The following is a 26,108-nucleotide window of genomic DNA, read 5'->3' as shown; positions in this document are numbered from 1 at the left end:
CTCCTAATTCCAGTAACGGTCGATCTGAGCTTTTAGTGCTTCTGCTGTTTCTTTACCTTTTTCACCCGCAAGTGCGCGACCTGCAATAAAGGTTTTCGCTTTAATGCCTTCAAATAGGTAAAGGTCTTCAGGCACGATGCCACCTGTGATAGAAAGCTCGATGCCCATTTCAGACAATGCACGCATCTTCACAAGATCTTCTTCAGTCCAGCCCACACCAGCTAATTCAGCGTCACGAGAACGGTGATAGATAGCTTGAGAGATACCTAGGTCGACCCAAGATTGAGCATCGTCCATTGTCCAATTGCCGTAAATTTCGATTTGTATTTCACCGTTAAATTCGTCAGCGACTTTCTTACACGCACCAATGGTTGCGATGTGTGCAGCCGCAGAAACGGTTATCCAATCAGCACCCGCTTCGAATGCCATTCGAGCCAAAATTGCGCCGCCATCGGTGGTTTTCATATCGCACACAAGGATATGGTCTGGGTGGTTTTTACGAAGGGTAGAAACCGCTGTCATCCCTTCAGCAAAAGCCAAAATAGTGCCCACTTCAATCACATCAACAAAGCTTTCAACGTTGTTTGCCACTTCAATTGCGGCAGGAAGATTTGTTTGGTCTAGGGCGATCTGAATCATTGGTTTAGTCATGTTGTTATCCTTTAATTTGTTCACGTATTAGACGGGCTAAGCCATCATGGTTGTTATCTGTTGAGCACACGCGTTGAACGTGTGATTTGACGATGTCATCAGCATTGAGCATCGCTACACCGAATCCGGCGTACTTAATCATGGATATGTCGTTGTGGTTATCACCGACGGCAATGACGTCATCGGCGTGATAACCCAGTTCTGCGATGTATTCAGCAAGGCGTAGGCCCTTACTGTTACCTTTTGCAGCAAAGTCGATTCGGTTTGACCAAGAACGCTCACCGTTGAAGTTCTCTCCTATCCATGGGTGTTGCATTAAACGGTCGACGGAATCTTGGCTCCCCTCTACCACAAACTTCCAAACGTGTTCAGCTTGTTGAGCTGTTTCTATGAATGATTCCACTTGGTAAATTTGTGGGCGATGTTGCTCTGGTGCCGTTTCAGCCCAGCTTTCCAATGCCAACATGTAGGCAAATGGGTTGTACTGTGAGTACGTCATGGCATGAGTTATATACATCACCATCTTGAGCTGAAACTCGTCAGCCATGTTAATGAAAGTAAGTGCCTTATCTTTCTCTATGGCGTTTTGAGTCAATACCGTTTCAGTTTGATAGTCATAAACATAAGTGCCGTTACAGCAGATGATTGGAGTATCTAGCCCCAATTCGTAATAGTAAGGTCGTGCTGCTGTGTGGTGTCGGCCAGTAACAATCATGACGTGACAACTTTGTTTGGCTTCTTGAATCGCCTTTTTTACTTCTGGATGAATCGTGTGATCATCCTTTAACACGGTTCCATCGAGATCTAACGCCAGCACTTTATACATAGAGTCCTCTACTTATTCCCTGAAGTCGGGCCTAATCAATATTGAAGCTACTTCGAATAGAAACGACTTACTTAAACGAAATCCGATTTACTGTTGGCCGTAATAAGCATTTTCACCGTGCTTACGTAAGTAGTGTTTGTCGGATAGTTCTGGCTGAATTTTGATGCCGCTATTCAAGGTGCGCGTTGCCAACGCCATTGCCGACACTTCTTCTAATACCACCGCGTTATGAACGGCGTCGTTGGCATCTTTGCCCCAAGAGAACGGCGCATGTCCTGCAACAATCACACTTGGAACGGCCATTGGATCGATTCGACGTTGCTTGAACTCTTCAATAATCACCAAGCCAGTATTTTTCTCGTACTCTTCAGAAATTTCAGAGTGAGACAATCGACGTGTACATGGGATGTCACCGTAGAAATAATCAGCGTGAGTGGTGCCTAAGGCTGGGATGTCGATACCCGCTTGTGCCCAAATGGTGGCACTGCGTGAATGCGTGTGAACAATGCCACTCACTTCAGGGAAAGCTTTATAGAGCTCTAAGTGCGTTGCGGTATCGCTTGAAGGATTGAGTTTCCCTTCAACAACCTTGCCTTCGAGATCGACGACCACCATGTCTTCAGCCGTCATATCACTGTATTCGACACCTGATGGTTTAATCGCTATCACTCCGTTAACACGGTCAAACTCAGAGACATTACCCCAAGTAAATGTCACCAAACCGTATTTCGGAAGTTGCAAATTGGCTTCTAAAACACGTTGTTTCAATTGGCTATATTTAGACATCGTTGCCTCCTTACGCCGCTTCCGCTTGAAGCAATGCAGCATCAATTAAACGCGCCACTTCTTCTGGGCTTTTGCACGCGCGAAGTTTTGAGAAGTCTTCATCGAATTCAATCAAGTTCGCCACTTGCATGGTGCCTTCGATGTGCTCTTCTGAGTCCTTACCCGCTAGTGTTATCAGCACATCTACAGGCTCATCAACACCTTCAAACGTAATTGGCGTTTCAAGCACGGTTAGCGCAAACCCAGTACGAATAACACCGTCTTCAGGGCGGCAATGTGGCAGTGCGAACGCATCGTGAATACAGATATAAGGGCCTTCTTCACCAATCGCTTTGGTAATCGCGTCGTAGTAACGCTCTTCTGCAATACCCGCTTTCACCAATGCATCAGTCCCAAGCTTGATCGCCGCTTTCCAGTCAGCTGCTTTTGCGTTCAGTAGGATAGAGTTATTCTTGATAAGAGATTCTTTTAAGTTCATGTTATTGCTCACTTATATAATTGTTTTTATTGGCTCAGCAGTGCGAGACCACTGAGCCGTTTATCATTATTTGTGGAAGTTGTTCTCAATGATGGAAACCAGTTCGTCGCCGAAAGTTTTCACCATGATCATGTTCTTAACCGCTAATTGTTGCTTACCTTCCGGCAGGCCAGTGATCTTCGCTGCAAGCGCAACCGACGTAACGATGATGTCGAATGAACCAAGGTGCGATTTGTAATCAGTAATGGCGCTGTTAAAGGTCGAGCTTGGGATGCCTTTCTTGTCCAAGTACTCTTTGATTTTCTTAGAACACATCATTGACGAACCTTGACCTGAACCACAGCACACTAAGACACGAACCGGTTTCTGGTCAGCGGCAGGTGAGGTTCGAGTTTCTGACGTTGCAGAACCTGACGTCGTAGAAGCTGCCGTTGTTGAAGCAGATGGTGCTTCAGCGGTTGCTGTCGATTGTTGTGGTACTGCGATTTCAACCTCGATGCCTTCAGGCGTCACTGCGGTCATTGTTTCAGCAGCAGCTTCTGCGTCTTCTTCAGCTCGTAGTTGCTTAGAAGCGAAGTACATGTAGATGCCAGCCAAAGCCAAAATCACAAAGAAGAACATGCTAGAGCTTGAGATACCTTGCATGATTGGTGGGAATACCAGAGCCCAGTCAGCCATGCCCATCCAGCCATTAAACTCAGTACCTGATTGAGCGAAGATATGGATTGCCCACGCAGAGCCAACCACTTCGATGATGCCCATCACGAAACAGATCTTCATCACCGCTTTCCAGCCACCAAAGTGGTTAGCAAACACACCGATAGTGGCGTTCGAGAAGAACATTGGGATAAAGCCAGGAATGATCATGATTGGTGCGTCAAACGCTAGCATTGCAAGAACAGCGGTGAATTGACCCACTGCGCCCCACATGAAACCAAATACCATTGCGTTAGGAGAGTAGGCGTAAATAGCAGCACAATCGATTGCTAAAACAGCGTTAGGAATAAGGCGTTGAGAAATACCGTTAAATGCCTCGGACAGTTCCGCAACGAACATGCGAACACCAGTAACGATGACTTGAATGGCAACAGCGAATTTCAAACCAGTTTCAAAAATGTAGATAAACCAGTGCGTTTTACCTGCCATGTCCTGAAGGTTATCAAGACCGAACGAAAGAAGAATAATGCCGAAGAAGCCAGTCATTACTAACGTTGTTGCAGCGATACTGTCGTGGAAAATGTGTAACCACTTAGGCAGTTTGATGTGGTCAACACTGTCGTTCTTGTCGCCAAGCTTCGGTGCAACCTTGGTGGCTACCCATGAAGCAAACTGTTGTTGGTGACCAATCGAGAAACCCGCACCACCAGTGACTTCTTGAGTCGGCTTGAACATGATGTTTGAGGAGATACCCCAGTACAACGCCATCAATATTGCTGAATAAATAATGGTTTCCCACATACCTGCACCAAGCACGAAGTAGAAAACAGCAATGAGGCCAGCTTGCTGGAACATGATATGCCCAGTCAGCATGATGGTTCTGATACCCGTAATACGTCGGAAGGCAACAAGTAGAATGTTTAGCCCAAGAGCCAGTAATACTGCATACCCAACCCAAGAGTAGTTGTCGCCCATGGTTTCCATGGTGGACATCATGGAGGTGTACGGGTCAATTACCGATCCCGTTAATCCATGTATTTCACTCATTTTTTCAATAACCGGTTTAAAACCCGCTACCAATGTTCCTGCACCTACCTGCACTATCATGAAACCAACGATGGTTTTAATAGAGCCGGAGATAACAGTTGTTGCGTCACGTTTTAGAAGGATGTAGCCGAGACAAGTAACAAGACCGAGTAGCAACGGTGCTTTGGTCATTACCTGACTGTAAAAAATATAGAAAATATCGTATAAGAATTCCATATCTTTACCCCTGATTGATTTTTAATTTTAATGATTTGTAGGATGTGATGATTCTAGTTTTGCTCACGAACTAGACTTTACCAATCAAAAGTAATCATTCAATGCTCACTTGTGATTACTTTGATTTATATCAATTAACCACACCCAAAATGTGCTTAATTGAGCTTTAGATCACACGTAAAAACTATAAATACAATAAAATCAACCACTTATAAAACATTGTGATTAATGTCTGGTTTTTATAGCGATGTGGTTTGACAATCATGATGGTGATTATTAGAATCAAAACAAATCAAAAGTAATCATTAAATTGTCACAACGACAAAAAGAGTGATAAATATGAATGAAGTACAAAGACATAACGGCATCTTGTCGCTGTTAGAAGATATGCAGACAATCAACGTCTCTCATATTATTGATAAATTTAGCGTTTCTCCTGCTACTGCTAGGCGCGATATCGCTAAGTTAGATGAAGTTGGCCGACTTAGAAAAATTCGAAATGGTGCGGAACGAGTAGAAACTCAGAAGAGAAAGTGGTCACCACTGAATATCAACAGCACTGAGTTCTATGAAGAGAAATCAGAGATTGCTCAAGCAGCTGCAGGGCTTTGTCAGGCTGGCGATACAGTCGTGATCAACTGTGGTTCGACGGCTTTCCTACTCGGTCAGCAATTATGTGGCGATGACGTTCAAATCGTAACGAACTACTTTCCACTCGCAAGCTACTTGATCAACGAAGATCATGACGATGTCATCATCATTGGTGGTCAATACAACAAAGCGCAGAACATCTTTCTAAACCCTGCCCCTAATTCATTAGGCGGCTATGCGGGAAACTGGATGTTCACCTCAGGTAAAGGCTTAACCGATGCCGGGCTGTACAAAGCCGACATGTTAACGGCCGTAGCCGAACAACAAATGCTCGAACAGGTCGATAAGCTTGTCGTCGTGGTCGATAGCTCAAAAGTTGGACAACGTACCGGAATGCTCTTTTGCAGCACCAAGCAAATAGACATCGTCATCACCGGTAAAGAAGCCAACCCAGACGTCGTTAAGCGGATTGAAGCTCAAGGGACGCAAGTCATCCTAGTTTAAATCGCAGGGCTAACTAGCCCACCAATAATAATAAATTTAGCTCAGTGCCTTAATCCAAATTAAGGCGCTCGGCTCCCTACATCCAAAATTAATCAAATTATTGAAATAAAAGGTATTATCATGAGCAATGTAAACGAAATCACTCGCGAGTCTTGGATCCTAAATACATTCCCTGAGTGGGGCACATGGTTAAATGAAGAGATTGAACAAACAGTTGTGCAACCGGGTACGTTTTCTATGTGGTGGCTGGGTTGTACAGGTATTTGGCTAAAATCAGAAGAAGGTGCAAACCTATCAATGGACTTCTGGTGTGGTACTGGTAAAAAAACACAAGCCGTTCAAAAAATGAAAAACCAGCACCAAATGATGCGTATGGGCGGTGTGGAAGCACTTCAACCAAACCTACGTACCGCGATCTTCCCATTGGACCCTTTCGCTATCAAAGAGATCGATGCAGTTATGGCATCTCATGACCACGGCGACCACATTGATATCAACGTTGCAGCGGCAGTTCTACAAAACTGCGGCGACCACGTTAAATTCATTGGCCCTAAAGCGTGTGTTGATTTATGGATGAAATGGGGTGTGCCAGAAGATCGGTGTGTTATTGCTAAAGTTGGCGACGAGATCAAAATCAAAGACGTGAACATCAAGGTTCTTGACGCATTCGACCGTACAGCTCTAGTGACACTTCCTGAAGGAACATCTTCCCTAGACAAAGAAATTCTAGACGGAATGGACGACCGTGCAGTGAACTACCTAGTAGAAACAACAGGCGGTTCAGTTTACCACTCTGGTGATTCTCACTACTCAAACTACTATGCTAAACACGGTAATGACCACAAGATCGACGTTGCACTGCTTTCTTACGGTGAGAACCCACGTGGCGTAACAGACAAAATGACATCTTCAGACATTCTTCGTGCTGCTGAGTCTTTGAACTGTGAAGTAGTTGTTCCGTTCCACCACGACATTTGGGCTAACTTCCAAAATGACCCGCGTGAAATCGAAATGCTGTGGAACATGAAGAAAGAACGTCTTCAATACGGCTTCGCACCTTTCTTCTGGCAAGTTGGTGGTAAATACACATACCCAACAGATAAAGGCCGCATGCACTACCAGCACTTCCGTGGCTTTGCAGACATCTTCACAAATGACCCAGAACTGCCATACCGCGCATTCTTGTAAACATTAAGAAAAGCACTAACTAGGGAGCAATGCGCTCCCTTTTTTTATCATCGAATAAGGATGTTGATATGGTATTACGTGAGTTCAAAAAACATTTCAGTCGTGGCGACCTGAAAGCAGCAATTGGTGTCGTGTCCCCTGGAGCTAATGGTTATTACTTAATGGTCAAAAGTCATAAGTGGGGAGTAAACAGCTTTCTTGAATCCGACAGAAAAATGCAACCCAGGGTATTCAAGACTCAACAAGCTTTGTTGAACGCCGCTAAAGCAATCGGTTTTTCCTACCACTCGATTGATATCCAACATTTATAATCAAGATGGTTAGATATTGGGTTGATTCTGTTATCGGTGTCGCTTCGTAAAATAACCAAACATTCAGAGCCTAAATGCCACCACTCCAAAATCATCTGTTTATCTACTCGACAAAAATAATTCTTACAATTAAGCGTTTATATTCATTAATAATATTGGCGGCGGGCGGCATAATAGCCGCGAATCCTTCTAACGAGTTTGGTTATGTTCTACAAGCGTCTTTTGGTATTGGCTTTACCGCTTACTTTTGTGTTTCCCATCCATGCTGAAACGTTTGGTGAGCGAATGGCGCGTATCGAACAAGAGAATGTACTGGCGAAAGCCATGAGTGAAGAACAAGTTGAGTTGATACAAAAAGTCGTACAGACCAATCACTGCGCTAAAGTGGCGTTAACCCATCACCAACGCATTTTAGGCCAATATAAGGTTGAGACATCTTCTTCTGAGTTATTTGTAAAATGGCGTCAACTCGGTAAGCAGTTAGACGCTCAATACGAGACAGATTACCCCGGCTACCCTAAGCACGCTTTTCAAGAATATCCTGCGGCTTCAAGCAAAGTCGATGGCTACCTTTTTGCTTTAATCGACAATGGTTTAAACGAGCAATCGTGGATCGCCAAAGAGTTTAAGCAGTGTAAAAAGAATAAGCTAATATCCCGAACCTAAGCTCAAGTCTGCTCTGGTTCGAGAGTACTCACTCACATTGGTTCTAATAAAGTAAGAACAGCCCTTCATAACCGCCAATTTCGATTTCACTCACATAGTCACCAACGTTACCGTTGGCATCAACAGGTTTCATTGGAACATCCAGCGCGATGGTGAGTTTTGCCGCGTCATAAAAGCTCGGATTCTTACCGTGGAAATCCGTGCGATACAACACACGACCATTGCTGAACTCTCTCGCTAACACCATGTCCTCAGGGCCACCAGCAACCACCTGATTTTCAGATTGATACATAAAGTACGTGAACGTCGGTAGAACGTGAGTGATACCATTGGGCAGATCAGCATGCACCATTTCGTTCATCGAGGAATCGCCAACGATGGTGTAGTCAGCAGGCTGAGGTGTCGTTGTCGAAAGCATCAAAGGAATCGGCGCAAAGCCATGTGGGATTTGATGACTCGGCTCTCCCAAGTCAACGGCCAATAACGAACTGGGTTGGTAGGCGATGTTTTTAGGGACACCACTTTGCCAGAAAGTGTCAGCCGTCGTATTGCCACTTCCATAGACGTAACCATTGTTCCACTGATTAAAGTAGCTATGTTGAGCGTGTCGATTGAGGTGGTAGATCGCTAGGGTCGAGTATTGGTCTTGCTTCCAATTATCTTCACTATTTCCAAGATACTGAACTCGCCCATAACGCGTTGTCGCCTGAAAAATAACACTTTGCCCATTGTAGGCGAGCGCAGAATTATCCCAGAATTTTGAGATCCCCGAGTAACCACTAAACCCAGTAGACGGAAAAATGTAGTGCTCGCGTAAATACAGAGAGCCCGCCTCGCTAAGATGAGACTGTCCATTTCGACCCAGTAAGTTCGCGGTTCCGATATTCAACCCAATCGACGCATCACTTTCTAAAGCAGATAGATTTTTCAGAAACGCTGAAAATTGTTGCTTGTAGAGATCATCCGCTTGATTCGAACCCGCAACAGCTCCTAACTCTTGAACATGCCCGCCAGAGTGAACATAGAACTGGTTCGAGCCAATGAGTTTATTTGTGTCGTCGTTGTACGCACCATTCAAACCTTGTCTTGCCCAGCTTTGCTTGTAGTAGCGATGAATAGCAGATAGATAATCCGCGTTTGCGACGTTCGTTAGCGACCAAGATGAGTTAGCGCTCCACATTCGACCAAATGGCACCACTCTTGATTCCCAACGAAAACGTGCTGTCGCGTTCTTATTGGTTCGATTTCGATACTCGCTTGGCGACAAGTAGTTATCACCATCTAGGTCTGCAGACACATCAAAACCACGGATTTTTCGCCATTGGCTGATAGCATTGCCGTCCGGGGTTGAAGTCGGAGCATCGGTTAACTTGACGGTTGGAAAACTGTTTTTGAGTTTTACTTCTTTTAAACGCGGCCTGTCGTCGGCATTCTCACTTTGCCAACGAACTCTCACAACGTATAAGCGCCCACCATCTCTCAAAAAGGTTGAACCAAAATACTGGCCGCCGCCATAACTCGCACCGCTCCCATCATGAGTTGTAGCTCTTAACCAGTTATCCGGAAGGTTCCAGATCACCGATTGGTTTTTGGTCATATTGAGCGTTTTGTCTTTCTTTACATCAAGCCTTTCCCATTGTGAAACCCTACCCTGAGAATCAATAGCAGTTGGGTATTCAATCCAAAATTCACCGCTGCCAGCAAACTGTGAGAACTTAAAGGTCAGCCGTTCGAACTGTTCAGCATGATAGACATACAAAGCCCCACCCTGTTCGAAATTCTCAAACACATCGGCATCCCACGGAGGCTCTTGATACAACCAAAAACCAGCATGGTCTTCACTGGCTGTATAACCCAAGATCATAGGTTTTCGGTTTAAAAGGGTCTTTTCGCCATGAGTTTTATCAACTTCGGCAATGACAGTATCTTCAGAAAAGTGCAGGAAATAGTCTTCGAAATTGAGGCCTTCTAACTCAGCTTGGTTACGGAGATCGTTCTCCAACCAACCCGAGTTCATCGCCATGACTTGGTTGTACATATAACCAATTGTCGTGGCCCGCTCATTGTCGGCTTTGTCGGCATAAGCTCCGAACACAATATCACTGTTGGAAATTTCCCAATCAATGACGGCATTCGTAGATAGTGGGGAGCCCAAAAGATCAACACCAACTTCATGTTGCCCTGGCAGCACAACCGCTGTACCAACAGCAAAAGCGTAACCAGCGATTAAACATGACGGTATGAGTGCGAGCAGCCCAGAAATGTAGGTTTTCATGATTCAAATTTCCTAATCGATACTGTCATGCCTTAAATCACAAAACGAAAAGTCAGCCAACTTACGTGTCAATTTAGGAATCAAAATACGAAAAAAGTATCGACTACATGGCTCTATTGTTCAAGTGCTCGTCTGTCTTGTTTCATCGGTGGCAAGTAAAACGAGCAAATGCCGATTCAAAATCAATGCATTAAGGAAAATATAAGTTTTTGTGATTTTAATTTTATTTGGAAACCAAGTATCTCCGGCTAACGAGAAATCAGCTCAGATTTTCTCAAAATGAGAATAATACGGTTTGGAAGATGAGAAGTTATCAGAGCCTAGAACTCAGAATAGGACTTGGATTTGCTGTATCGAATCTCAGTTTGAGCGCCACACTATTGAAACTCAATTTGGATAGGCTGTCTAAACAAGAACGATGACAACGCTCCTTAAAGCCTCTTGTTCCACTTCCCTTGATGGTCGCGATCGCAATTTTCTTGCGTATCGTAGCTAACATGCTTATCGATATTCTTCAGTTGAATCCCAACTTGATTGAACGCTTGTTGAATAGACTCAGAGACACTCTGTTGACCTTCGCCATTTAAGAAGTTCGTTCTATCCTGATTGGTATCGAATACACAGACGATTTTCAAACTTTGCGGAAATGAAGAGAAGTTGACCGAGTGAGTCACCCACAAAAAACCATCGAAGCCTTTTAGCGTGTCTTCACAAACGTCAGTTAGCACGTCTCTGATTTGATTCTCGATTTTCTTATCTGATTTACGCATGCGGCAAAGGTCCTATTTAACACCTTAAAAAATAAGGTTTTTCGGTCAGTTTCGTACTACCTGATATTGGACACTGTGGCGGTTTCAAATGCAAAGTATTTATTGGGGAGAGTCGACTGGAAGATATAGAGGAAACGCCTCATGTTTGATCGCTTACGAGGCAATCATACATGAGGCGAATATAGAATTTACGACGATGTTAGCTCGCCGCTTGTTCCCAATCAGTCAGTAACTTCATGATCACGCGAGAGTCTTGATGAGTCGCCATCGGCGCAGCAAGTTGTGTATCACCTTGCTCAACCGCTTGGCGGATATTGCGCGCTTGATAATGGAAGCCATCGCCTTGCGCTTCGACTTTTACTTCACGTGTCGATGTTTCGTAGATCTCAACCGTGAATGTGTTGTCTTCGGTCGGTAACCATGGGTTGGTGTCGAGAATGATACAGCCTTTGCTACCTAGAATCGTAAAACCATGCTTTAAGCCGTGGTCTTCTGCGGTGTGGATTTGCGCGGTAAAACGCTCGTTGAAACGCATCATTGCCGATGATTCACAGATATTGCCATCTTGGCCTCGTCGGCTGATTGCTGAGATCTGCACATCATCGAACACGCTCTCGCCAAATTGCTGCTGCGCAACAGAATGAACCAGCGACATTGGATAACAACCTAGGTTGTACAACGCGCCTTTGCTTGCTGGGTTCACGAACTGATCAATCGCCGCAACGTAGGAACCTTGAATTGAGCGCACTTCGCCGATCTCACCAGTTGCCAGTTCTTGATGAAGCTTGGTGATAAGTGGATGGTTTAAATACATCAGACCTTCAGCAAAGAATACGCCCGCTTCTTTCACGGCTTGTAAAGCTTGCTCGGTTTTTTCCATATCAACCGATAACGATTTTTCACACAAGATCGCTTTGCCTTTTTGAGCCGCTTTAATCACATACTCATGATGAACATGGTTTGGCAGAGCAATATAGATAATGTCGACCGACTCATCTTCAATCAAGGCTTCATAGCTGTTGAAGGTTTGTGTTGGTTGGTATTGGGCAGCAAACTCGTTAAGTGTTTTCTCTGTGCGACCAGCAACGGCATACAGCTCGCTTTGAGCATCGCCTTTGATCGCATCCGCCATTACGCCTGAGATAAAGCTGGTTCCTAGGATTCCCCATTTCATGTCTTAGATCTCCTGCTCTTGTGCTTTGATAGGCCCACGTTGCGTTTCGAATGCTTGAACCAACTCGGTAATATCACGCTCAATAAACGCTTGGGTATGAGGCATCACAAAGTGCTGATTGATCGCCTCGCGGTTTGCGTATTGCTCAAGCAAGATCACACGATCGCTTTGGCTTTGATCATAGGTTGCAATTGCTTGGAGGCAGCCCGGTTCGCTTTGCATGTCTAAACAAAACTGTTCGATAGCTTCGAGCGCAGCTGCTCGTTCTATGTTGGTTTTGATCTTAAGTTCGGCAGTAACAAAGATAGTTTCATTCGTTTGAGGCATTGCACGCTCTTATTTTAGTTAATTATCGGTTTGCCATTAATATAATTAACCCCTAATAATTGATAAACTCACGTTTTGTTTATTGTTTATCAACCAAAAGTGTTCAATGGATAAGTTAACCAGCATGAAAGTCTTCGTCTATGTGGTGGAACAAGGTAGCTTTCGCAGCGCCGCAAACCACTTCAACCTGTCGGCGACCATGATAAGCAAACATGTCCATTCCTTAGAAGCCAGTTTGAAGTCTCAGCTGATCCACCGCACCACGCGTAAGCAATCGTTAACCGATTCAGGACAACTTTACTATCGTGAGTGTAAGCGAATTCTCGAAGACATCAGCAATGCAGAGAACCTGATTCAAACCTTGGAAAATCAACCACAAGGCACGGTAAAAATAAACTGCCCTGTCACCTATGGAAACAAGGTACTCGCCCCTATCGTAGCTAAGTTTCTCGCGCATCACCCAACCATCAACGTTGAGCTGATGTTGAATAATGACCTTGTCGACCCTTATTCATCCGACATTGACCTGATTGTGCGAATTGGCGACCTGTCCGATTCAAGCTTGGTCGCAAGGTATTTAGGGGATTATGAGATGTGTTATTGCGCGGCGCCCGAATACCTTAACCAACATGCTCAGATCAGAGTATTAGAAGACTTGGCACAACACCCATCGCTTGGATTCAGTTACAGCAGCCAAGCTCCTCACGCCACACCGAATAAAGAACGTGTGCGCTTGATGTCGAATAATGGTGATGTGTTGCGGTATGCCGCCCTGCAGGGTGTGGGCGTGTTGTTGCAACCGACTATCTTAGTCGCAGAAGAGATTGATCGTGGAGCGCTGTTGGAAATCCTACCCGGCATGGCGCCGTTACCAAAGCCGATTCACTTGCTCTACAAAACCAAGCAACTGTCGTTGAAGAACAGAACCTTTGTCGAGTTCTTGTTAGCTGCGTTTGCTGAGTAACTAAGCGCTTTCTAAACAACAAAGACCGCTAGACTGTTTGCCATTGGCTCATCAAGCGCTTGCCAAGATCAGAGGGCGTGGTGTTATGGACGATCATCTCATCACATTGGTTGAACACCATGAAGTGTTTTAGTTCATCGCATAAAGCATGAACCAACGACTCATGGTTTTTAATTCGCTCTTCCACAACCAAGTTACGGATATTGAGCAAACCACTCTTCCTGTCGACCTTGCAATCCATTCGTGCCACCAGCTCACCCTGCCACAGAATAGGCAAACTAAAGTAACCAAACTGACGCTTGGCCTCTGGCACATAGCACTCAAGGAGGTAGTCAAAGTTGAACAATGATTGCATTCGTTTACGTTGAATCAACAAATTATCAAATGGCGACAGTATCTTTAGTTTGGTTCTGGAAAGAGGTTGATTCAGCAGTTCAAAAGCACCTGGCAGGACATAGTAATCAGAGCCTTGAATATCTACTTTCAGAACCTGCTTATCTTCAAGCATCTGTTGGAGTGCTCTCTGAATCAAAGGCTTTGTGTTCTTGAGTAGGTAGCTCATTTCCGACGCTATTCCAACTCCGTTAGCCTCTAAATAACGAGTTATCAGATGCTCGATGTACTCTTGTTCAGTCGGTTCAGAGGTATCAATTCCGCTCGGTAAAACTCGCTCGGTAAAACTCGCTCGGTTAAGTCATACACTTTATGAAAGTTCACTCGGCTTGGCACCATTAAATCGCCTTGCATGAACAAGGTTTCCAATGCTTGCTTGGCCGGTTTACCGCCCCACCCACCGGGGTTTGGCCTATCCCCTTCAAAGTCTTTCGCCATCAACGACCCTTCGCTCTCAATACGTTTGAGAACATGCGCCATCAGGGCATCGTCTTTTTTATACCAATGCTTAAGCTTACCGCTCGCAAAGCCATTCTTGCGGTGTAGGCTGAATCGGAAGTCACGCATGGGTAAATACGCGGCGGCATGCGACCAATACTCAAATACTTCTCGACGCTCTAACAGCTTATCAAGATGGTTCAGTTGGTAATCTTGATTGCGATTCCAAAGCGTGTGGTGGTGAGCTCGCTGAATCACAGAGATGGTATCAATTTGCACATAGCCAAGGTTTTCAATCGCAGACAACGTGTTCGCCAAAGCGCCCCCATTGCGTTGCTTTTTAGGTGGCAACTTCTTAGGCGGCAGCTTTTGCGAAAGCAATACCAGTTTTTGCGCTTGAGCGAGTGACAGTGATTCCATGAAATTCAGACTCTAATTGATAGCAATGATCCGTTTATGATTCAGCAATAAGCTCTTGAAGAATCTGCTTGTAGGTTTCTACCGTCTGCGCGCCCGTTACTGCACTCTTACGGTTGAACACCACAGTAGGAACCGCAGAGATCCCCATGCGTTGCCATTCAAACTCTTGCGCTTCAATTTGCTTCAAGTTGTCGGTGTTCTTTAGGCGCTTCAGTGCCTTCGTTGAGTCTAAGCCAACCGCTTCAAGCTCTTGTGCAATGACTTCAAGATCGGACAGGTCTTTTTGCTCTGTGAAGTGAGCAGCAAAGAAGCGTAGCTTTAACTCAGTCTGTTTGCCGTGCGCTAGTGCAAAATCGAGAAGTACATGTAGATGACGTGAATTGACCATTCTCATACTGTCATAGAAATTGAAATCGAAACCAACCGCTTGGCCGCGAGCCGAAAGCTGTTCTCGTGAACGTTGGCTCTCTTCTGCGCTAGAACCGTATTTTCTCATGATATGGGCACGCAGGTTTTCGCCCTCTTGCGGCATGTCAGGGTTAAGCTCAAACGGCTGCCATTCAAGTTCAATCTGGTCTTCTAAACCAAGTTCCGCAACGGCTAGCTCTAAGTTTTTGTAACCGACTACGCACCACGGGCACATTACGTCAGAAATAATATCAAGTTGAAGTTTCTTGCTCATAATCATTCCAAATATCGTTACTAAGGCGTATCCAATTCAAAGTGAATACCCATCTTTCTGGTTAGACTACAACAAGCTGAACACTCGTTCAAATTTAACTCAATACAACAGCAGCCAACAAAAAAGCCAACTCATTTTCACGAGTTGGCTTTGATAAAAATCGAATCTAGCTTAAGAGCGTTACGCTAGCAACTTCTCAAGTACTTGGAACACACCCGCGTCAACGTTACTTGGCGCGCCAAAACGCGCGATCTCTTTTAACTTTGGATGCGCGTTTTCCATCGCGTAAGAGTGGTAGCTCTCTTTAAGCATTTCCAAGTCATTTAGGTAATCACCAAAGCTCATGGTCTGCTCGTAAGTGAAACCTAATGTGTTCTGTAGATGTTTAATCGCCGCACCTTTTGACGCTTCAGCGTTCATCACATCTAACCAAATTTTTGCGCTTACAACCACTTGGTAGTTCTCACCGAATTTGGCATCAATAGTTGGGTTCACTTTCTCTTGTGAACCGTCGAAGTGACAGATAGCCACCTTGATGAAATCGTCTTCTACCGCCAGTAAGTCTTCTACTTGCTCACGGCGATGGTAGTACTTAGAGATCTCCGCCAGAGCACGCTCATCTTTGGTTTCGATGTATGCCGATTTCTTACCGCATAGCACCACATGCGCGCCTTCAATAGCTCGAGCTTCTTTAATGATCTCTTTAATGGCATCGGTATCAAGCAAGCAGCTGTAAAGTTCTTGGCCTTTGTGCATCACTAATGTGCCGTTTTCAGCAATAAACATCATGCGATCTTTAAGCGGGGAAAATGTTTCTAGCAAGCTGTAATACTGGCGGCCAGACGCGGCAGCAAAAATAATATCTTGCGCTTCTAAGCGCTCATAAAGATTGAAAAACTCAGGGTCGAGCTTTCCATGCTCATCGAGTAAGGTGCCATCCATATCAGTCGCGATAAATTTGATGTTTTGTTGGGGCATGTCGGGCGTACCTATTATTGGATTATGATCATTCGTTATCTTGAGTAACGGTTCTGGGTTCGATTATATCGCTAGAGTCGCTGGTGAATACAATGCTTATTTTACCGCCTGTCAGTCACTGTTTCACATCTTTCCAAGGCAAACGCTAACAGAAGCGCATTCCAGTTTGAAGGGTTAAGTCCTACATACAAGATGTGCGTTAGGTCACACTCCACTATATTCTTTCCTGTCTCTCCATCACTTTATTCCGACCACAGTCATTATGATTTTAGCTATTATTACGACCTTGCTTTGCATCGTTACCGTCAAGTTTCTAATCACACTTGCGAACTTAGAGCGCCATCGTATTCACATTGAACCTAAAATATCGTTCAAAATAACTGAGTGGCCGACTGTTTCCGTCATTATTCCTGCGCGAAATGAAGAAGACAATATTGAAATCAGCCTTGGCTCTCTATTGAAGCAGAGCTACCCAAAAGACAAGTTTGAAGTCATTGTTGTTGATGACTTTTCTACTGACTCAACCCGTGCAAAAGTAGAAGCATTGATCAGTAAGTTCGACGTTAGCGCGCGCTGTATTTCAGGTAGAACGTTACCGACCGGATGGCTTGGTAAGAGCAATGCATGTATGGCTGGCGCACTCAACGCGAGCGGTGAATATGTGTATTTCATTGATGCAGATACCGATTCAGCACCCGCGATGCTACAGAGCGTTATCGACTTTGCTATCCAACAAAAAACTGATCTCTTATCGTTTAATCCAAAACAAACTTTTGCGTCTGTGGCAGAAAAAGCGACCTTGCCGGGCATCTTTCTATCGATCGCATCTTATATGAACTTTAAAAACTCGAACGACATGACTAAGGAAGAAGCGATTGCTAACGGTCAGGCGATGTTGTTTACCCGAAAATCCTACGACGCAGTCGGTGGACACGCCGCAGTAGCAAACGCGATATCGGAAGACATCGCCTTTGCAAAAGTCATGAAGGTCAATGGATTTAAGATTTTCTGGGCATTTGCAGACAAACTAATGAGTACGCACATGTATTCAGACTTCAACTCAATCTGGGCTGGCTTTTCCAAAAACATGAATCTTATTGTGAATTGTCAATCGCAAGCACAAGCTTTAAAAGTCTTCATCAAAGCCAACATCATCGCATGGGCGGGACCGCTTTTGATGCTGGTATCGGCGAACGCCTTCATCAGTGACATGTCTGCCATTCATGCTTATTCGCTCATTGTCAGCTCTGTGATGCTCTTGGTGTCGATCGTCACCTACTTCATTTTGGTTAAGGAACTGTTTGTTCCCGCAAAATTTGCGTTAACCGTACCCTTCGGTATTTGTGTTCAAAGCCTACTCGTGCTGAACAGTTACCGCTTATCTAAAACCAATAAAATCAGCTGGAAAGGGCGCTCATTAACATGATGAATAAGATTATTACTTTGCTTCTTCTTGCTTGTTCAGTTTCGGTGTTTGCATCAGACACCGATGGCTGGTCACTGGCACGCGATAAAAAAGGCATCGAGGTTTATAACCGTAAAATTGAAGGCAGTCACTTTAAAGAATTTCGAGCAGAAGGCGACATCAACGCGTCCCTCACTTCTATTATCGCACTCTTTATCGATACCTCTGTTGGCACGCAATGGGTAGAAAACATCGATGACATGGAAGAAATAGAGCATTTTAGTGCGGCGCACACGATCACCAAAACCTATACCAAGGCACCTTGGCCAGTTGCCGATCGTGAAGCTATCGTAGAGAACGTCATCACTCAAGATCCAGAGACGATGGTTGTCACCATTGATCAGCATGGTAGGCCTGATTACCTGCCAAACAATAATAAAAAAATCATCAGAGTGGCTGAATTAGAGGCGAGTTGGATCCTGACACCAATCGACGAAAACACCACCCATATCTCTTATCGAGTATTGAGTGATCCAGGTGGCGATATTCCGTATTGGCTCATTAACATGGTGGCCGTTTCTCAGCCTTACAACACGCTTCGCGGGTTATCTAAGATGTTGGATTCTGGTGAGTACACCGATCGTCGCCTTGATTTCATCGAGAACTACACGTCACTTTAACAATGCAATGAATACTCTAGAGGTCTATATTGTGAAATTTCCATTCTCTCCAATCGCAGCGATATTGCTTGTAGCATCAAGTTCAGTATTTGCTAATCAAATCATTGTCGATACTAAAGGTGTTGATAAAACACAGTATCACGCCGATCTGTATGAATGTGAGCAATACGCTCAACAAGTGAAGCCTGAAGAGGTCGATTCTCTTGGCAGCGATATTGTCGGTTCAACCGCTAAGGGTGCAGCGCTGGGTGCGGTTGGTGGAGCCGTCTCTGGCGGGAGTGGTCATGATGGTGCAAAAATTGGTGCTGGCATCGGTATTATCAGCGGCGCTTTAAAGCACGGTGCTCAAAAAAGACAATCCGCCGAGCTATCTGAGCAGCAGAAGTTTCAAGTGAATCGTAACTGTATGATCAACCGAGGCTATACCGTTCTTAACTAGCGGATAACCGAGCAAAATGGCGTTTAATCGATGTTCACGCCATTTTGCGTAGCTCAGTCAAAGCAGAGTTCAACCATAGTCCCTGAATCGCCACCTTAAAGTTCGTTCAAATAGACAGTGAGCATTGACCCCTATTTAAAATAGGCTTATCATTAATCGTCTTTTAACGATTAATGAAAGTGAGACGTCAATATGAACTCAACTTGCTCGACATCTGGTGGCTGTTCTCTGCCCATCGAACACGGTGATGCTAAAGCAGAAAAGCAAATGGCCGCACTGGCGAAAGCACTCGCTCACCCAGCAAGAATACGTATATTGAGTATCCTTTCCACGTTAGAAAAATCGGGCGGCTGCTTGAACAGTGATCTGGTGAGTGAATTGGGTTTAGCTCAATCAACGGTATCAGAGCACTTAAGAATATTGAAAGCCTCAGGTTTTATTACGGCTGAGTCGATTCCGCCGAAGATGTGTTACCGCATCGACCGCGACAATATTCAACGCTTCGAATCGATATTTAACAGCATTTTAAAATAGAAGTTCACGCTTGAATGATCGGCTTTGATAGCCTTTACTTTTAAGCGTGTTTTTTTGCCACAACCAATCGTTTTTCGACGATTTACGATATCAACTAAGAGAGATTATCATGAAACCAAAGTTAGGTTTTCTAGATCGCTACTTAACACTGTGGATTTTTATTGCCATGGGCCTTGGTGTACTACTCGGCACCCTATTCCCACAGATCGAACAGTGGAACGATTCAATGTCTGTTGGCACCACTAACATTCCGCTTGCGATTGGCCTTATCTTAATGATGTACCCACCTCTGGCTAAGGTTAACTACAACCTGCTAGGCACTGTGGTAAAAGATAAGAAAGCCATTAAGCTCTCTTTGATCATGAACTGGATCGTTGGTCCAATTCTGATGTTTGTATTGGCACTAACTTTCTTGGGAGACCACCCAGGTTACATGGTTGGGGTGATTCTGATTGGTCTTGCTCGTTGTGTGGCGATGGTTCTGGTTTGGAACGACATCGGCGGCGGTAACAAAGAGTACGGCGCGGCATTGGTTGCTCTAAACAGTGCATTCCAAGTGGTGAGCTACAGCTTTATGGCGTGGTTGTTCATCAGCGTTCTTCCACCAGTATTTGGTTACGAAGGCATGTTGGTTGATATCTCGATGATCGACATTGCACACAGTGTACTTATCTACCTAGGTATCCCATTCCTAGCGGGCTTCCTAAGCCGTAAGATCCTTGTGTCGATGAAAGGCGAGCAGTGGTACAACGACGTATTTATTCCACGCATCTCTCCAATCACACTGATTGCACTACTGGCAACCATCGTTCTGATGTTCAGCCTGAAAGGTGAAATGATTGTTGAACTGCCAATGGACGTTCTATTAATTGCGGTTCCACTGACTATCTACTTCACTGCGATGTTCTTCATCAGTTTCTTCATCGGTAAAAAGATGGGCATCGAGTACGACAAGAACGCATCAATTGCATTTACAGCAACAGGTAACAACTTCGAGCTAGCGATTGCCGTGGCTATCTCAGTATTCGGTATCAACTCAGACCAAGCGTTTGCAGGCGTTATCGGTCCACTGATTGAAGTCCCTGTGCTGATTTACCTTGTGAACGTGGCGCTTAAGATGAAAGACAAGTACTACAACGGTCAGACGGTTAAACCTAGCGTATAGCATCTACGTCTACACCTAGAACTAGAACTAACAAAAAGCAGCATCACTTTGAACAGAAAGGCTCACACGTTAAACGGTGAGCCTTTTCTTTATTCAGTTTCGTCTAATAGGCCTTTCAATGCTTGTTCAAGCCAAAGTAATGCAGGACCTTTTGAGCGTGTTTTAGACAGAACAAGATCAACCGGAGGCGACCAAGTTTTATGGTCAAATGACACATTCACCTCTACCAAGCGCTGTTTAATAAGCTCTTCTTCAACAAGGTGTTTCGGTAAGTATGCCCAACCGATATCGCTACCAAGAATCATCTCTTTAATGACGATAAAGCTGTTTGACCACCATACCTTTCCGGCAATCAGCGGAAACTGATCCATCACCTTACCTTTGTCTCCCCTCAACATTAACTGACGATGCGGGAGTAAGTCAGAGAGTTTCGCCACACCTGTTTTTGCGAGCGCATGACTTGGATGACACACAGCAATAAACGGTAAGTGACCGATAAAGCAAGGCTCAGAACCGACATCAAAAGCCAAGTTAGTAAACATTAATCCAATGTCGGCCCTCTCTTCGATAATTAACGGATTGACCTCTGTCGTGGTACACGCAACCAGTTCCACTTCAGTCGCAGGGAATTGTTGACTGAACTGACTAAGGATCTTAGATAGATTCGGGACCAATAGTGAATCATCTAATGCAATTTTGATGAGCCCCTCTTCACCACTGCCCATCGCACTAACCGTCACATTCAGATCTTCAACCTGAAGCACGATCGCTTTCACCTGTTTAAATAACTGCTCGCCCGCTTTGGTTAGTGAAGGCTTTCGAGTCGAACGATCAAAAAGCTCAACATTAAAATCTATTTCAAGATTACTGATGCCTTGGCTCACCGCCGACTGCACCTTCCCCAAATGACGAGCACTGGCAGAAAATGACCCTAATTCAACGGCATACACAAACATTTTCAGTTGTTCAATGTTGTACATTCGGTGTCTCCCAAAACTTACTATCACTATATGTGATGCTAACTATCTTTATATTATCACTTAAGTAGATATTATTTAGCCAAGTCATTAGCCCATCGGCGGCTATTTAATCGTAAAGAGAGTTAGAAAAATGTCACATAAAGAACGCATGTTGCACATGGTGCTATTTGAAGTGTTCGCACTGATCATGATGGCGGGGTTAGCACTTGCGATGTCGCTAATAGCAATGGCTTGGAACTACGTCTACGACAAAATCTTCGGGGCAGACAGAACAAAACGAACGAAGAAAACCCGAGTTTTACACGGATTGGGGTTTGAACTTGGCTTAATGACAGTGACTCTACCTGTCTTGATGTGGGTTCTACAACTCGATTTCCTAACCGTACTGATCATGGACATCGGCCTAGTTATTTTCTTCGTACTTTACGCGATAGCGTTCAACTGGGCGTATGACTCGGTTCGATATCAATTGGTTGCGAAAGGAAAAGTGGCAGCTCTGGTTTAGAGCGGTAAGTTCGTCTCGTATAACAAGAACATACACCCAAATGAAAACTGCCAAACTACAAAATAGTTGGCAGTTTATTCATTTATGCATATAAGCTCATTTGTTAACTCCCTTGTTACATAGCAAAAACATCACACAGCCCTCCCTAATTAAGTCTAATAATCCGCCACTCACGAAGTAGCATCACAAATCCAAACATAAACTCCTCGTACCAGTTGCGCATTCATTTACATATAGGTAGTTTGAGCGGCTTCGCAACCTATCAATTCGAGCAATGACGTTCATGCGAGCATCTTTTTCGAGCAAAAGTGTTCGGATTAACATTTCAAGTGACTTTAATTAACAATTTTATGCTCAAACGCTCACTTTTGATGTTCGTTTATTTTCGAGTTCGCAAATATATGCACAATACACGTGCTAGATAAGCAAAACTAAAAAGGACTCGAACATGACAACAAACAAACACCCTTCTTTATTTGGGCAATGCTTGGCTGAATTTATCGGTACAGGATTACTCATATTCTTTGGCGTTGGCTGTGTGGCCGCTCTGGTATTAACCGGTGCGACATTCGGACAATGGGAAATCAGCATCATCTGGGGCTTCGGTGTTGCGATTGCAATTTACTGTACTGCCGGCGTTTCAGGCGCACACATCAACCCAGCCGTAACGATTGCACTGGCCATGTTCCATGGTTTTGATAAAGCGAAAGTGGTGCCTTACATCATTTCGCAACTGCTTGGCGCTTTCTGCTCTGCAGCATTGGTTTACAGCCTGTACAGCAACCTATTTACTGACTACGAAATCGCACATAACTTTGTTCGTAGCAGCCAAGACGCACTATCAACTGCTGGTATCTTCTCGACTTACCCACATGCTTCACTTTCTTTCTTCGGCGCTTTTGCTGTGGAATTCGTGATTACTGCAGTGTTGATGTTTGCCATTTTAGCGTTAGGTGATGAGAACAACGGCGCATCTCGCGGTGCAATGAACCCTCTACTGATCGGTATTCTTATCGCGGTTATCGGTGGTTCTTTAGGTCCACTGACGGGCTTTGCAATGAACCCTGCTCGTGACTTCGGACCAAAACTGTTCGCTTACTTTGCAGGTTGGGATTTCGCACTAAGCGGTGCACGTGATATTCCTTACTTCATCGTTCCAATTCTTGCTCCAATTGCTGGTGCGTGTTTTGGTGGTTGGTTGTACCCACGTGTTATCGGTGCTTACCTACCAGTAGAAGGCCAAGGCTGCACAATTCCAAACCAATGTGAAACAGAAGAAGAAGCTGAACAAGCTCAAGCTTAATCCCTAAGCGACCTTACATTTACTAAAATATAAATAACGAAAGAAAAAGGATTCTTACCATGACCGAGCAAAAATACATTGTTGCCCTAGACCAAGGCACCACAAGTTCTCGCGCTGTAATCCTCGATCACGATGCAAACATCGTTAGTTCTTCTCAACGAGAATTCACTCAGATTTACCCGAAAGCGGGTTGGGTTGAGCATGATCCAATGGAAATCTGGGCGACTCAAAGCTCTACATTGGTTGAAGCTCTTGCTAAAGCAGGCATCCGCAGCGATGAGCTAGCGGGCATTGGTATCACGAACCAACGTGAAACCACCATTGTTTGGAACAAAGAGACAGGCAAGCCTGTTTATAACGCAATCGTATGGCAGTGTCGCCGTACTGCAGACATCTGTGAAGACCTAAAAGCGCGTGGCCTAGAAGACTACGTACGTGACAATACAGGCTTAGTCCTTGACCCGTATTTCTCAGGTACAAAAGTAAAATGGATTCTAGACAACGTTGAAGGCGCTCGCGAAGACGCTGAAGCTGGCAAACTATTGTTCGGTACCGTTGATACTTGGTTGGTTTGGAAGATGACTCAAGGACGTGTACACGTTACGGATTACACCAACGCGTCACGTACTATGTTGTTCAACATCAACGACCTATGCTGGGATCAGAAGCTACTTGATGAAATGGGCATTCCAGCAATCATGATGCCTGAAGTGAAGCGCTCTTCTGAGGTTTACGGTCAAACGAACCTTGGTGGTAAAGGCGGTACTCGTATCCCAATCGCGGGTATTGCAGGTGACCAACAAGCAGCGCTTTACGGTCAAATGTGTGTTGAAGCTGGTCAAGCGAAAAACACATACGGCACGGGCTGTTTCCTACTGATGAACACAGGCCAAGAGAAAGTAACATCGAAGAACGGCCTATTAACGACATTAGCATGTGGTCCTACAGGCGAACCAGCTTATGCACTTGAAGGTGCGGTATTCATGGGTGGCGCATCTATCCAATGGTTACGTGATGAAATGAAGCTACTGGCTGGCGCAGAAGACTCTGAGTACTTCGCAACTAAAGTAGATACGTCAAACGGTGTTTACGTTGTTCCAGCCTTTACTGGTCTGGGCGCACCATACTGGGATGCTTACGCTCGCGGTACGATTGTTGGCTTAACACGTGGCGTTAACTCTAACCACATCATCCGTGCAACACTGGAAGGTATTGCTTACCAAACTCGTGACGTATTGGATGCGATGCAAGCGGACTCTGGCATCAAGCTAGCAAACCTACGTGTTGATGGTGGTGCAGTAGCGAACAACTTCCTAATGCAATTCCAATCAGACGTACTAGATACAGAAGTTCACCGTCCTGAAGTAACTGAAGTAACGGCTCTGGGTGCAGCATACCTTGCTGGTCTAGCAGTTGGTTTCTGGGACAGCATCGATGAGCTTCAAGACAAAGCAGTACTAGACCGTACGTTCTTGCCACACCACGATGAAGAAAAGCGTAACCGCCGTTACAAAGGTTGGAAGCGTGCTATCAAGTGTGCACAAGTTTGGTCTGAACTGCACGATGACGACGAAGAGTAAAATCGAGCGTTCGAATAATCACTCTCTTATCGATTGAATTGTTCGTTCCTCAGTAAACGAAACTAAAAAGAGCACTATTTTGTGCTCTTTTTTGCGTTTGGAGCCAATTTTTCATGTTTTGATCAACGTTTTTGCGGTTTGGACATAATTCCTTACTATCATTACTTCTCTCTCCTCATCAATTCGAGCACAATAGCGCGAGTTAATATTTTCGATTGTGACGCGCTAGAGCCCATAGCGTGCAGGGAGTGGTAAGTTAAGTGAAGCAGATACCAAGACACCAGCAGATTGTAGACCTGGTAAAAACACAAGGATATGTGAGCACCGAAGAGCTCGTAGAGAAGTTCGATGTTAGCCCACAAACCATCAGACGAGACCTCAATGAGCTGGCTGATAGCAACAAAATCCGTCGTTATCACGGTGGTGCAACCATTCCTCTTAGCTCAGAAAACACCTCTTACAACACGCGTAAAGCGCTTAACTTCAATGAAAAAGATGTGATTGCCGACGAGCTGGTAAAACACATTCCAGATGGTGCAACCTTGTTCGTTGATATCGGCACCACACCAGAATCCGTGGCACGCGCGCTGAACAAAAACCACAAACAACTCAGAGTCGTGACTAACAACATCAACGTTGCCAGTATCCTGCTACCAAACCCAGAGATAAAAGTTATCTTGGCAGGTGGCGAGGTAAGAAACCGTGATGGCGGTATCGTGGGTGAAGCAACACTCGATTTCGTGAAGCAGTTCCGCCTCGATTTCGGCATTCTAGGGATCAGCGGCATCGACTTTGACGGCTCACTGCTTGATTTTGACTACCATGAAGTTCGAGTGAAGCAAGCTATCATCGAAAACAGCCGCAGCATCTTCCTGGCAGTCGACCACAGTAAGTTTGGTCGCAACGCAATGGTTAAGCTGGGTAACATCTCTCAAGCACACATGGTGTTCACCAATAAACAGCCACCAGAAGAGATCCTGAACATCCTCAAGGATTCATCGATCCCATTGGAAGTGATCGAGACCGCGTCTCAACCACTAGCGTCGGACGAATAAAAAAACGCTCAGAAATCATGTTCATTAAAAGAGCCCATTATTGATAGATCACTTTATCGATAATGGGCTTTTTTGTTACTTGGAAAGTCGCACTTGAACATGATTAATATCACTTCTATG

General features: G+C 44.8%; 26 protein-coding genes and 1 pseudogene. 14 read left to right on the top strand and 13 right to left on the bottom strand.

Annotation, left to right across the window (positions count from 1 at the left end):
- Positions 1-3: 3 nt before the first annotated feature.
- From AB4623_RS06355 to AB4623_RS06335, 5 genes are all read right to left on the bottom strand, one after another.
- Positions 4-651 carry a 3-keto-L-gulonate-6-phosphate decarboxylase UlaD gene (locus AB4623_RS06355; RefSeq protein ID WP_017064001.1) on the bottom strand — a complete coding sequence of 216 codons (648 nt, stop codon included), beginning with the start codon at positions 649-651 and terminating at the stop codon, positions 4-6.
- A gap of 4 nt (positions 652-655) precedes the next feature.
- Positions 656-1,477, bottom strand: coding sequence for a pyridoxal phosphatase (locus tag AB4623_RS06350; protein ID WP_017064002.1), 822 nt, complete (start codon positions 1,475-1,477; stop codon positions 656-658).
- Positions 1,478-1,564: 87 nt separating this feature from the next.
- The gene (locus AB4623_RS06345; protein WP_017064003.1) at positions 1,565-2,263 is read right to left on the bottom strand and encodes an L-ribulose-5-phosphate 4-epimerase; all 699 of its coding nucleotides are present in this window, start codon (positions 2,261-2,263) and stop codon (positions 1,565-1,567) included.
- Between the two features lie 10 nt (positions 2,264-2,273).
- On the bottom strand, positions 2,274-2,741 hold the full coding sequence (locus AB4623_RS06340; RefSeq protein ID WP_017064004.1) for a PTS sugar transporter subunit IIA: 468 nt from the start codon (positions 2,739-2,741) through the stop codon (positions 2,274-2,276).
- Positions 2,742-2,807: 66 nt separating this feature from the next.
- On the bottom strand, positions 2,808-4,661 hold the full coding sequence (locus AB4623_RS06335; RefSeq protein WP_372145994.1) for a PTS ascorbate-specific subunit IIBC: 1,854 nt from the start codon (positions 4,659-4,661) through the stop codon (positions 2,808-2,810).
- A 339-nt stretch (positions 4,662-5,000) separates the two neighbouring features.
- Here AB4623_RS06335 and ulaR point away from each other — a divergent pair, with 339 nt between their 5' ends.
- The 4 genes from ulaR (at position 5,001) to AB4623_RS06315 (ending at position 7,921) form a co-directional block, all read left to right on the top strand.
- Positions 5,001-5,756 carry an HTH-type transcriptional regulator UlaR gene (gene ulaR / locus AB4623_RS06330; RefSeq protein ID WP_372145992.1) on the top strand — a complete coding sequence of 252 codons (756 nt, stop codon included), beginning with the start codon at positions 5,001-5,003 and terminating at the stop codon, positions 5,754-5,756.
- Between the two features lie 120 nt (positions 5,757-5,876).
- Positions 5,877-6,944 carry an L-ascorbate 6-phosphate lactonase gene (gene ulaG / locus AB4623_RS06325; RefSeq protein ID WP_017060922.1) on the top strand — a complete coding sequence of 356 codons (1,068 nt, stop codon included), beginning with the start codon at positions 5,877-5,879 and terminating at the stop codon, positions 6,942-6,944.
- Positions 6,945-7,012: 68 nt separating this feature from the next.
- Entirely contained in the window at positions 7,013-7,255 is a 243-nt protein-coding gene (locus AB4623_RS06320) for a hypothetical protein (protein ID WP_017064006.1), read from the top strand.
- A 204-nt stretch (positions 7,256-7,459) separates the two neighbouring features.
- The gene (locus AB4623_RS06315) at positions 7,460-7,921 is read left to right on the top strand and encodes a hypothetical protein (RefSeq protein ID WP_372145990.1); all 462 of its coding nucleotides are present in this window, start codon (positions 7,460-7,462) and stop codon (positions 7,919-7,921) included.
- Between the two features lie 43 nt (positions 7,922-7,964).
- Here the strand turns inward: AB4623_RS06315 and AB4623_RS06310 are convergent, their stop codons facing one another.
- From AB4623_RS06310 to AB4623_RS06295, 4 genes are all read right to left on the bottom strand, one after another.
- Positions 7,965-10,196, bottom strand: coding sequence for a hypothetical protein (locus AB4623_RS06310; protein WP_017064008.1), 2,232 nt, complete (start codon positions 10,194-10,196; stop codon positions 7,965-7,967).
- 431 nt (positions 10,197-10,627) lie between these two features.
- Entirely contained in the window at positions 10,628-10,966 is a 339-nt protein-coding gene (locus AB4623_RS06305; protein WP_372145988.1) for a Fis family transcriptional regulator, read from the bottom strand.
- Between the two features lie 199 nt (positions 10,967-11,165).
- Complete coding sequence (locus AB4623_RS06300) at positions 11,166-12,140, bottom strand: Gfo/Idh/MocA family protein (protein ID WP_372145987.1); 975 nt, start codon at positions 12,138-12,140, stop codon at positions 11,166-11,168.
- Between the two features lie 3 nt (positions 12,141-12,143).
- Positions 12,144-12,467 carry a putative quinol monooxygenase gene (locus AB4623_RS06295; protein ID WP_372145985.1) on the bottom strand — a complete coding sequence of 108 codons (324 nt, stop codon included), beginning with the start codon at positions 12,465-12,467 and terminating at the stop codon, positions 12,144-12,146.
- A gap of 106 nt (positions 12,468-12,573) precedes the next feature.
- On the opposite strand from AB4623_RS06295, the gene AB4623_RS06290 reads away from it, so the two are divergent.
- Complete coding sequence (locus tag AB4623_RS06290) at positions 12,574-13,431, top strand: LysR substrate-binding domain-containing protein (RefSeq protein ID WP_372145983.1); 858 nt, start codon at positions 12,574-12,576, stop codon at positions 13,429-13,431.
- A 28-nt stretch (positions 13,432-13,459) separates the two neighbouring features.
- Here the strand turns inward: AB4623_RS06290 and AB4623_RS06285 are convergent.
- The 3 genes and pseudogenes from AB4623_RS06285 to AB4623_RS06275 all read right to left on the bottom strand — a co-directional run bounded on the left by AB4623_RS06285 (position 13,460) and on the right by AB4623_RS06275 (position 16,342).
- Positions 13,460-14,682: pseudogene (locus AB4623_RS06285) on the bottom strand (winged helix-turn-helix domain-containing protein).
- Between the two features lie 34 nt (positions 14,683-14,716).
- Positions 14,717-15,364, bottom strand: coding sequence for a DsbA family oxidoreductase (locus AB4623_RS06280; RefSeq protein WP_017060931.1), 648 nt, complete (start codon positions 15,362-15,364; stop codon positions 14,717-14,719).
- 180 nt (positions 15,365-15,544) lie between these two features.
- Positions 15,545-16,342 carry a Cof-type HAD-IIB family hydrolase gene (locus AB4623_RS06275; protein ID WP_017069716.1) on the bottom strand — a complete coding sequence of 266 codons (798 nt, stop codon included), beginning with the start codon at positions 16,340-16,342 and terminating at the stop codon, positions 15,545-15,547.
- Positions 16,343-16,604: 262 nt separating this feature from the next.
- Between AB4623_RS06275 and AB4623_RS06270 the strand changes: the two genes are divergently transcribed.
- From AB4623_RS06270 to arsB, 5 genes are all read left to right on the top strand, one after another.
- Complete coding sequence (locus AB4623_RS06270) at positions 16,605-17,768, top strand: glycosyltransferase family 2 protein (RefSeq protein WP_372145982.1); 1,164 nt, start codon at positions 16,605-16,607, stop codon at positions 17,766-17,768.
- Complete coding sequence (locus AB4623_RS06265) at positions 17,765-18,427, top strand: START domain-containing protein (RefSeq protein ID WP_065583761.1); 663 nt, start codon at positions 17,765-17,767, stop codon at positions 18,425-18,427. Before AB4623_RS06270 ends, AB4623_RS06265 begins: the two co-directional genes overlap by 4 nt.
- Positions 18,428-18,458: 31 nt before the next feature.
- Complete coding sequence (locus AB4623_RS06260; RefSeq protein WP_372145980.1) at positions 18,459-18,866, top strand: glycine zipper family protein; 408 nt, start codon at positions 18,459-18,461, stop codon at positions 18,864-18,866.
- 192 nt (positions 18,867-19,058) lie between these two features.
- Positions 19,059-19,400 (top strand): helix-turn-helix transcriptional regulator, encoded by a 342-nt coding sequence (locus AB4623_RS06255; RefSeq protein WP_017064015.1) that lies wholly within the window; start codon positions 19,059-19,061, stop codon positions 19,398-19,400.
- A 109-nt stretch (positions 19,401-19,509) separates the two neighbouring features.
- Entirely contained in the window at positions 19,510-20,565 is a 1,056-nt protein-coding gene (gene arsB, locus AB4623_RS06250; RefSeq protein ID WP_017065681.1) for an ACR3 family arsenite efflux transporter, read from the top strand.
- A gap of 89 nt (positions 20,566-20,654) precedes the next feature.
- On the opposite strand, the gene AB4623_RS06245 is transcribed toward arsB, so the two are convergent.
- Positions 20,655-21,545 (bottom strand): LysR family transcriptional regulator, encoded by an 891-nt coding sequence (locus AB4623_RS06245; protein WP_017066099.1) that lies wholly within the window; start codon positions 21,543-21,545, stop codon positions 20,655-20,657.
- A 130-nt stretch (positions 21,546-21,675) separates the two neighbouring features.
- Here AB4623_RS06245 and AB4623_RS06240 point away from each other — a divergent pair, with 130 nt between their 5' ends.
- The 4 genes from AB4623_RS06240 (at position 21,676) to AB4623_RS06225 (ending at position 25,988) form a co-directional block, all read left to right on the top strand.
- Positions 21,676-22,050 carry a PACE efflux transporter gene (locus AB4623_RS06240; RefSeq protein ID WP_102428457.1) on the top strand — a complete coding sequence of 125 codons (375 nt, stop codon included), beginning with the start codon at positions 21,676-21,678 and terminating at the stop codon, positions 22,048-22,050.
- Positions 22,051-22,498: 448 nt separating this feature from the next.
- Entirely contained in the window at positions 22,499-23,353 is an 855-nt protein-coding gene (locus AB4623_RS06235; protein WP_004732234.1) for an MIP/aquaporin family protein, read from the top strand.
- Between the two features lie 59 nt (positions 23,354-23,412).
- Positions 23,413-24,933: a glycerol kinase GlpK gene (gene glpK / locus AB4623_RS06230; RefSeq protein WP_102428456.1), complete on the top strand. Its 1,521-nt coding sequence runs from the start codon at positions 23,413-23,415 to the stop codon at positions 24,931-24,933.
- A 260-nt stretch (positions 24,934-25,193) separates the two neighbouring features.
- Positions 25,194-25,988, top strand: a complete 795-nt coding sequence (locus AB4623_RS06225) for a DeoR/GlpR family transcriptional regulator (RefSeq protein ID WP_004740378.1) — start codon at positions 25,194-25,196, stop codon at positions 25,986-25,988.
- The last annotated feature ends 120 nt before the right edge of the window (positions 25,989-26,108 follow it).

It is taken from the genome of Vibrio sp. 10N.222.52.C12 (assembly GCF_041474215.1).
GTDB lineage: Bacteria > Pseudomonadota > Gammaproteobacteria > Enterobacterales > Vibrionaceae > Vibrio > Vibrio crassostreae_C.
Note: the sequence above shows the minus strand (reverse complement) of the source record. Positions and strands in the feature narration are given on the sequence as shown.